The sequence below is a fragment of the Mesorhizobium sp. M0018 genome (assembly GCF_040323955.1).
Classification (GTDB): domain Bacteria; phylum Pseudomonadota; class Alphaproteobacteria; order Rhizobiales; family Rhizobiaceae; genus Mesorhizobium.
In genome coordinates, this window is sequence record NZ_JAMYVL010000020.1 from 108,542 (window position 1) to 116,806 (window position 8,265).

At 61.5% G+C, this 8,265-nt stretch carries 7 protein-coding genes and 1 tRNA gene; 5 read left to right on the forward strand and 3 right to left on the reverse strand.

All coding sequences use genetic code 11. From position 1 onward, the window contains the following. Positions 1-24 precede the first annotated feature (24 nt). Positions 25-1,914, forward strand: coding sequence for an ABC transporter ATP-binding protein/permease (locus tag NKJ81_RS24595; RefSeq protein ID WP_352542024.1), 1,890 nt, complete (start codon positions 25-27; stop codon positions 1,912-1,914). Positions 1,915-2,186: 272 nt separating this feature from the next. After that, positions 2,187-3,551 (forward strand): magnesium transporter, encoded by a 1,365-nt coding sequence (gene mgtE / locus NKJ81_RS24600; protein ID WP_352542025.1) that lies wholly within the window; start codon positions 2,187-2,189, stop codon positions 3,549-3,551. Between the two features lie 57 nt (positions 3,552-3,608). Here mgtE and gor read toward each other — a convergent pair whose 3' ends face one another. The 3 genes from gor to rpiA all read right to left on the reverse strand — a co-directional run bounded on the left by gor (position 3,609) and on the right by rpiA (position 6,411). Then, positions 3,609-4,997 carry a glutathione-disulfide reductase gene (gene gor, locus NKJ81_RS24605; protein ID WP_352542026.1) on the reverse strand — a complete coding sequence of 463 codons (1,389 nt, stop codon included), beginning with the start codon at positions 4,995-4,997 and terminating at the stop codon, positions 3,609-3,611. A 117-nt stretch (positions 4,998-5,114) separates the two neighbouring features. Next, positions 5,115-5,693 carry a DUF2059 domain-containing protein gene (locus tag NKJ81_RS24610; RefSeq protein ID WP_352542027.1) on the reverse strand — a complete coding sequence of 193 codons (579 nt, stop codon included), beginning with the start codon at positions 5,691-5,693 and terminating at the stop codon, positions 5,115-5,117. Further along, complete coding sequence (rpiA, locus tag NKJ81_RS24615; RefSeq protein ID WP_023675034.1) at positions 5,680-6,411, reverse strand: ribose-5-phosphate isomerase RpiA; 732 nt, start codon at positions 6,409-6,411, stop codon at positions 5,680-5,682. Before rpiA ends, NKJ81_RS24610 begins: the two co-directional genes overlap by 14 nt. Before the next feature lie 144 nt (positions 6,412-6,555). Here rpiA and NKJ81_RS24620 point away from each other — a divergent pair, with 144 nt between their 5' ends. The 3 genes from NKJ81_RS24620 to NKJ81_RS24630 all read left to right on the forward strand — a co-directional run. Further along, the gene (locus NKJ81_RS24620; protein ID WP_352502435.1) at positions 6,556-7,239 is read left to right on the forward strand and encodes a phosphoglycolate phosphatase; all 684 of its coding nucleotides are present in this window, start codon (positions 6,556-6,558) and stop codon (positions 7,237-7,239) included. Between the two features lie 103 nt (positions 7,240-7,342). Continuing rightward, a tRNA-Val gene (locus NKJ81_RS24625) sits at positions 7,343-7,417 on the forward strand. A 270-nt stretch (positions 7,418-7,687) separates the two neighbouring features. Beyond that, on the forward strand, positions 7,688-8,265 hold a 578-nt coding region (locus NKJ81_RS24630), incomplete at its 3' end, for a hypothetical protein (protein WP_352542028.1).

Genomic DNA, 8,265 nt, shown 5'->3' on the forward strand with positions numbered 1-8,265 from the left:
TCGCCCCTGACGCCCGTATCGTCGATGCGCAGCTTCTGGGGACTGATGCGGGCCTACTGGTTCTCGGACCGGTGGGTGGAAGCCTGGACGCTCACCTTGGTAATAGGCTTGCTGACAGGGCTCTCCAGCAAAGCCGACGTCTGGTTTACCGTGGCGGCGGCTGAACTATATACCTCAATCGCTTTTTTTCACGACGCCGCGAATACCACGCCGCTCAAAACGCTGCTGACCAATGCCGGCCTGCTCGTGCTGCTGGTTGTGCTCAAGGACATGGGCATTACCAGTACATGCAAGTTTGTATCGGCGACATTGCATCGCAAATGGCGCGGCTGGCTAGATAGCCGCTTCAATGCGGCGCTACTCGACCCCAACCATTCACACTACCACGCCCAGCATGGCTCGTCCGGCACGGCAGCGCCCGACAACATCGACCAGCGCGTGCAGGAATCGATCAAGGACATGACAGGCGGCGCTATTGGGCTTGCCATGGGCGTATTCAGTGTCTTTACCTCGCTCTACTTTGTCGGTGGAGCTTTGTTGGCAAATTCTGTGGAGGTAAAAGGACTCGAGTTCCTCGGCAGCTACGGGAGTGTCGTGCTTGCTCTGCTGGCGGTCGCTCTCTACGTGCCGTTCAACACCTGGATCGCAGTCAAAATCGGCGGAATGCTGGAGTGGCTCAACATCAGGATGCAGAAGGCTGAAGGCAGCTATCGGGGCGAACTGATCACGTTATTGCGCCGCAGCTTTCATGTGGCGGCCTCGCAAGGCGAAGTCGTGCAGAAGACGATACATAGCCGGCTCTATCTCGACATCGATAGGACTTGGTCGAAGTTCAACATCGTCAACACCATCTATTCGGGATTCGAATCGGTCTATAACTTTGTCGGTGCCAAAATTGTCGCCTTCGGGCCTGGCCTTGTGCCGTTTATCCATAACGGCCTCGACCTCAAGGGTTACATAACAGGTTCCGAACAGGTCAACGCGCTGATCAGCAAATGTTCGTGGTTCATCCATGTCATGCCAAGTCTTGCCACCTTGCGCGCCAACAGCTTGCGCGTCATTGAATTGGCGCAGGCGATCGAAAACGTCCAGCACCCGCAGGAATTCTATCAGCAGACCGGCCGCTCCGACTTCCGCTACGACCGCCAAAACCCGGTCTTCGGCCTGACCATCCAGAAGCTTGAACTGGCGCATCAGGGTGAGGATGCAACGCCCTTCCTGAGTGCCGCGAACTTGCGCTTCCGGCGTGGCGAGTGGACGTTCCTCAAGGGCGAATCCGGCTGTGGCAAGACCTCGCTGGTCAAGGCGATCAACGGCCTGTGGCCTTATGGCCGCGGCACCATCGTCTTCCCGGAAGGGGTCAAGAGTTTCTACGCCGCCCAGGAGGTGAAGCTGCAGCAGGTCTCGCTGAAGCAACTGGTCTGCCTGCCAGGTTCCGAGCATGATTACGTCGACATCCAGGTCGCCTCCGCCCTGCACAAGGCCGGTCTCGGCGACTTCATCGAGCATCTGGCCGATGAGAGCCGTGAAGGAAAGATCTGGGATCAGGTTCTCTCGGGTGGGCAGAAACAGAAGCTGGTTGTCGCCCGTATCGTGCTGCAGCAGCCGGGATTGCTGTTCCTCGATGAAGCCACCGGCGCGCTCGACCCCGATGGACGGATCGCCTTCCACCAGGCGATCAAGGACAATTGCCCTGATGCAACTGTGATCTCGATCATGCATGAGGCGACGCCGCCGAGATCGCTCGCGGGCACCGAATTCTACCACAGCGTGGTTGCGATCGCCGACGGCGTCGCCACCAAGAAGCCGCTGGTTCCGAGCTTGCCGGTAGAGCTCACCACCATCCTCACGCAGCCGACGCGGCCGGCCGAGGACAAATGGCTGCGCTTTCCCCGCCGGCTGAAGCAGAGATAGCCGCGGGCACCACTTGCCGGCATCCAGCCAGCCTGCCACGTCGCCCGATCACAGTCTCGCGATCCGCCGGTTTGCCGCCGTTTTAACCCGCTCTCGCGATTGACTCGGCAAGGCGCGCTCCTATGTTGCGCCGGCTTGCAGAATCTCAACTCGAACCCGCGAGCAGAAAGGTCACCGCGCCATGCCTGGCGACAGTCACAGTCGAACGCAACCGCCGTCCGCTTGACGTGACCTGACAGGCTCACGTCCTGCCGGACGGCAAGGAGTGAGCCATGAACGAGTTTTCCCCTGTCGCGGGCGGCGATGCCATCGCCATCGCTCGCGTACTTGCCAACGAACACGTCGCCGACATCGTCGAGGCCTTGAACCAGGAGCCCCGCGAGACGGCATCGGGGCTGCTTTGCGAAGTGCCGTTCGAGCGGTTGGTCGAGATCTTCGACCAGCCTGAACTCGACGGCGCATTCGAACTGGTCGAGGCGCTGCCCCGCATCAAGGCAGGCAGACTGCTTGCCGCCATGTCGGTCGACCGCGCCGCCGACATACTGCGCGATCTGAACGAGCCGGCTCGTTCCGAACTGCTTGGTGGCCTGGCGCCACCGCTGCGCGCGACGCTGCTTGCTATTCTCGGCTACCCCGAGGGCAGCGCCGCCTCGCTCATGACGACCGAATATGTCAGCGTGCCGCCGGACTGGAGCGTAGCCCGCACGCTGGATTATATCCGCAAGGTGGAGCGGACGCGCGAAACCGTCTACGCGATCTACATCGTTGATCCGCAAACGCATGTCCTGTTGCGCTCGACCAGCCTGCGTCGACTGATCGCTGGCGGGCCCGACGAGCTGATCATGGCAATCGCGCCGGATCGTGCGCCTGTCACCGTTTCACCGCTGACCGACAGTGAAAAGGTTGCTCAGCTGATCTCGAAATATGATCTGCTCGCCGTTCCGGTCGTGGACAACGGCAAACTGCTCGGCATCGTTACCATCGACGATATTATCGACACGATGATCGAGGAAACGACGGAGGATGTGCATCGTTTCGGCGGCATGGAGGCTCTCGACGAGCCCTATATGAAGATGGGCTTTCTGGCGATGATCCAGAAACGCGCCGGCTGGCTGTGCGCGCTGTTTATCAGCGAGATGCTGACCGCCAACGCGATGCAAAGTTACGAGGGCGAGCTGGAAAAGGCGATCGTGCTGACGCTATTTATTCCATTGATCATGAGCTCCGGCGGCAATTCCGGCTCGCAGGCGACCTCGCTCGTCATCCGGGCGCTGGCACTGCGCGAGATCGGCCTTGGCGACTGGTGGCGGGTGGCCCTGCGCGAGCTGCCCACCGGCCTGGTGCTTGGCTCGATCCTTGGCGTGGTCGGCGTCTGCCGCATCGCGCTCTGGCAGTATCTCGGCTTCTACGACTACGGCCCGCACTGGCCGCTGATCGCAATGACGATCGGCGCCACGCTGGTTGGCATCGTCACCTTCGGCTCGCTGTCTGGATCGATGCTGCCGTTCGCCCTGAAGCGCATGGGCTTCGACCCGGCCAGCGCATCGGCCCCGTTCGTCGCCACGCTGGTCGACGTCACCGGGCTGGTGATCTATTTTTCTGTGGCGCTGGTGATCCTGCGCGGAACGTTGCTGTAAGAAAACGCACGCACTGCCATCGCGGCAATTTCGTTGCCGCGATGGGTTGTCGTCGCGTCAGACGCGCTCACCATCTCTCACCCGGTAAGTCGGCTTGTACATGGTGACGAGTTCTTCCGCTGCGGTCGGATGCACCGCCATGGTGCGATCGAAATCATCCTTGGTCAGGCCGGCCTTCAGCGGTATGCCGAGAAGCTGCGCCATTTCGCCGGCATCCGGCCCGAGAATGTGGGCGCCGAGGACCCTTTTCGAGGCGCCATCGACGACCAGCTTCATCAGCATCTTTTCGTCGCGGCCGGAAAGTGTGTGCCGCATCGGCCGGAAGGTGGCGCGGTAGATTTCAACATCCGAAAAGCGCTTTGCCGCCTCATCCTCCGACAGGCCGACCGTACCGATCTCGGGCTGCGAAAAGACGGCGGTAGCGATCGTGTCATGGTCGGGCGCCGTCGGCTTGTCCTTGAAGGCGGTCTCGACAAAGCACATCGCCTCGTGGATTGCCACCGGCGTCAATTGCACGCGATGGGTGACGTCACCGATTGCCCAGATGTTGTCGATGTTGGTGCGGGAGTATTCGTCGACGTGGATTGCCCCGGTTTTGGTCATCTCGATGCCGACGCCTTCCAGGCCCATGTTCTCGGTATTGGGAATGCGGCCGATGGCGAGCATGACCTGGTCGACCGTCAGCACCGTGCCGCCGGTGACAAGCGCGTCGAGCCGGCCGTCAGGCCGCTTCCTGACCCACTCGGACACGGCGTGGCAGAGGATTTTTATCCCCTTCTTTTCCATCGTTTCGTGCAGCACACGTCTGAGGTCCATGTCGAAACGGCTGAGGATCTCCTTGCCGCGGTAGACCAGCGTCGTGTCGACGCCGAGGCCGTGAAAGATGTTGGCGAATTCGACGGCGATATAGCCGCCGCCCTCGATCATGATTGCCTTCGGCAGTTCCTTGAGGTCGAAGGCCTCGTTGGAAAAGATGCAGTGCTCATGGCCGGGCAATGCCGGATGCGGCGCCGGTCGCCCGCCGGTAGCGATCAGGATCTGGTCGGCGGTAACGGTGCGATCCTCACCAAGAAGATGCACCACATGCCGATCTACCAGGATGGCGCGCGAATGAAAGACCTCGCCGCCGGCGCCCTGCACGTTCTTCTTGTAGATGGCCTCCAGCCTGCTGATTTCGCGGTCCTTGTTGGCGACCAGCGTCTGCCAGTCGAAACGCGCCTCAGGCACCGTCCAGCCATAACCGGCGGCGTCGGCGAAATGCTCGGGGAATTGCGAGGCGTAGACATAGAGCTTCTTCGGCACGCAGCCACGGATCACGCATGTGCCGCCATAGCGGTATTCCTCGGCAATGCCGACACGCTTGCCGAGTGCGGCCGCGACGCGCGCCGCCCTCACCCCGCCGGAGCCGCCGCCGATGACGAAAAGATCGTAGTCGTAACCGGCCATGGCTGAACTCCTTGCCCCTCAAACCCCGAGACAGGTAGGCTGCCGACTATCAAAAGAAAAGCCCGGATTTGCCGGGCTTTTGGTCCAGTGGCGGTCAGGCGGCCCGGAAGTCCGCAATTAATTCGGTGTAGCGTCCGCGGGAGCTGCGCCATCGGCCGGAGCGGTACCGTCGGCAGGTGCAGCCGGCGCCTTGGCATTCGCCGCCGCACCCAGGGTCTCGCCGACCTGCTGGGCGAGATCGCGAGCCAGGCCGTTCTGCCAGATCTCGGCAGCCTTCACCAGTTCGCGCGTCACGATCGGGCCGTTGTCGAGCAGCTTCTTGCCGGAATCGGAATTGTAGAAGGCGGCAATTTCATTGAGTTCCTTTTCCGAGAACACCTTTGCATAGGCGAGCGCCGCTTCCTTTTCCAGGTCGGCGCGGCGCGATGCCAAGGCCATCGCCTTCTCGTTGATCGTCTTGGCGATCAGTTCCTGCATGTCCGGGTTCTTCTGGATCATCTGCTGCTCCAGTGCCGCGGCTGCTTGCGGCAGGATGCTGTCGAACGTATCCGTCGCATGGATCGCCGCGACGGCGGCGCGCGCCGCCTTCAAATGCGCATCGGTGACGTCCTGCGAAAACGCAGGCGACGAAAACGCGAAAACGGCCGAGGCCGCCAGAATGGCAAAAAAGCGGCCAACCCGGTTATGCAACATCATGATCGGTAAAACTCCCTGATTTTCGGGCGGCATGGACGGTTTGAATGCCGTCGCCGCCGGCTATGATGGCCGTTGATGCCAGCCCGATGAAAAGACCATGCTCGACCACGCCCGGAATGGCGTGGAGAGCATTCGAAAGCGCTCTTGTATCCGGAATGCGGCCAAAAGATGCATCGAGGATAAAATGGCCGCCGTCTGTAACAAATGGCTGGCTCCCCGTCATCCTCAATGTAACAGGGCCGGAAAGGCCAAGGTTTGCAGCCGCCGCGCCGACCGCAATTTCGGTGGCGCGCAGGCCAAACCGGTTGACTTCGATGGGCAGCGGAAAACGGCCGATCATCTCGACCATCTTGGAGCTGTCGGCGATGACGATCATGCGGGCGGAGGCCGCCGCGACGATCTTTTCGCGCAGCAGCGCACCGCCGCCGCCCTTGACCAACGTCAGCGCCGGATCGATCTCGTCGGCGCCGTCGATGGTGAGGTCGAGCTCGGGGGTTTGCTCGAGGGTGGACAGCGGCACACCAAGCTCGGTGCAAAGGACGGCGGTGCGCTCAGAGGTCGGCACGCCGATGACAGTCAGGCCGGTGGCGACCTTGTCTGCGAGCAGCCGCACGAACTCGTCCGCCGTCGTGCCGGTGCCGATGCCGAGCCGCATGCCATCCGTGACATGGGCAAGCGCTGCCCGCGCGGCCTCAACCTTCAATTGCCTCGCATCCATGCCGGGTCCCGAGATTTGTTTCGGCGCTCGTAGCATTTTTGCCGGGCTGGTCAAAGGACCTTGCCCGCGGTGGATAAGCCGTCTTGCCTGAACGGGCCGCAGCGGTTATCGCCTGCCGGCAATCAAATCGTCACAGGACAGGCCATGACCCGACCGATCATCGTGTTCGACCTCGACGGGACGCTGATCGACACGGCGCCGGACCTGCTCGACAGTCTCAATCACAGCCTTGCCGCCAGCCAACTCGCGGCCGTCGACGAAGCCGGCTTCAGGCGCTTCGTCGGCCATGGCGGCCGGGTGATGATCGAGCGCGCCCACGCAGCGCAGCACAGGTCGCTGGCAGTGGAGGAGCACGACCGCCTGCTCAAGCTGTTTCTGGACCATTACACCGTTAACATCCCCGGCAAATCGCGCCCCTACCCCGGCGTCCCCGAGGCGATCGCACGGTTCGAGGCAGCCGGTTACCTGCTGGCCATCTGCACCAATAAATACGAGGCCAATTCGGTGGCGCTGATCGAGGCGCTCGGTATGACCAGGCATTTCGCGGCGATCTGCGGTCAGGATAGTTTTCCGTTCCGCAAGCCCGACCCGCGCCATCTCACGCAGACCATCGCGCGCGCCGGTGGCGACCCGCACCGTGCACTGATGGTCGGTGATTCGCAGACCGACATCGACACGGCGAAAGCCGCCGGGATTCCGGTGGTGGCAGTCGATTTCGGCTACACAGACCGCCATGTGCGAGAGTTCGAGCCGTCGGCCGTGATCTCGCATTTCGATTCGCTGACGCTCGATCTGGCACAAAGACTGATGGCCGCGGCAGAGGGCTGAAAGCCGGTCATCGGGAGGACCGCCAAATGCCGACCGACAAGTGGTTGACTTAGCAGGCCGGCCTCCCTTATATCGCGGCGCGCGTGGCCTTCGGGCAACGAGCGGGCGATTAGCTCAGCGGGAGAGCACACCCTTCACACGGGTGGGGTCGCAGGTTCAATCCCTGCATCGCCCACCATCTTTTCAAGTACTTGCCGATCATCGGATTTCCTTCCGCACAACTTCCGTACAACTTGCCTCGGCAACGCCTGCGTTTTTGTGCGCCCCTCGCCGGCCGACATCGGCCGGGCTGGCAGCGATCGATTTGGAAGCGGGCGCGAATGCCGCCACCGCATCCGGACCGTCATACGCGGCTGTTCGACAAATACATGCGGCCAGAGCGTAACTTGGATTAGGACCGCTCGCGCATGTCTCGCCTTTGTCTTACGATGGCTCCGGGGGATATATCATGCCGAGACCTTTCCTTGCACGGGCCGCAATCCGCTGGGCGCTGCGACGCAAGCCGCCGGTCAAGCAGTCGATGTTCGACGATGATCCCCCTGATCCCAACTATTTTTTCATCTATCTTCGCGATGCCGAAGGGAAGCGCCGCTACATTGTTCAGGACGCCGACTATGGCGGGGTTGGTGGGCTTTGGTTTGAAACCAACCACGCTGATGGCGAACCGCGGAGTCTGCTCAACTCCGAATTGAGGAAGTTCAACACCTCATTTCGGCACTACTACCGCGGCCACACTCTCACATATGGCGGCCCGTTCTGGTTCTTTTTTGCCTTATCGAGCTTTTACCCCTTCCGGGTTTACGCATGGAATAAGCTCCTTCAGCGCTCGTTCAACCGTCGGCCACTGACGCGGGCCGATCGGATGAGGGTGTTACAAGTCTTTCTGCAGAAGACCATCAGGAGGCCCGACTTTGCAGTTTCGCTGATACCCTCCGGCGAAGGCCGCCTTGCGAGAGGACGGCACGGTAGCGAGGCTGCGCTCTTAAGGTCGCCCTTACGAGCGAAGTTAGCAGCACAGCATGAGCC

Bases quoted from the DNA above. Each gene is read 5' to 3' on its own strand.
- rpiA (WP_023675034.1), bottom strand. From the start codon at position 6,411: ATGGATGCGAGGCAATTGAAGGTTGAGGCCGCGCGGGCAGCGCTTGCC.
- NKJ81_RS24620 (WP_352502435.1), top strand. From the start codon at position 6,556: ATGACCCGACCGATCATCGTGTTCGACCTCGACGGGACGCTGATCGAC.
- mgtE (WP_352542025.1), top strand. From the start codon at position 2,187: ATGAACGAGTTTTCCCCTGTCGCGGGCGGCGATGCCATCGCCATCGCT.
- gor (WP_352542026.1), bottom strand. From the start codon at position 4,997: ATGGCCGGTTACGACTACGATCTTTTCGTCATCGGCGGCGGCTCCGGC.
- NKJ81_RS24610 (WP_352542027.1), bottom strand. From the start codon at position 5,693: ATGATGTTGCATAACCGGGTTGGCCGCTTTTTTGCCATTCTGGCGGCC.
- NKJ81_RS24595 (WP_352542024.1), top strand. From the start codon at position 25: ATGCGCAGCTTCTGGGGACTGATGCGGGCCTACTGGTTCTCGGACCGG.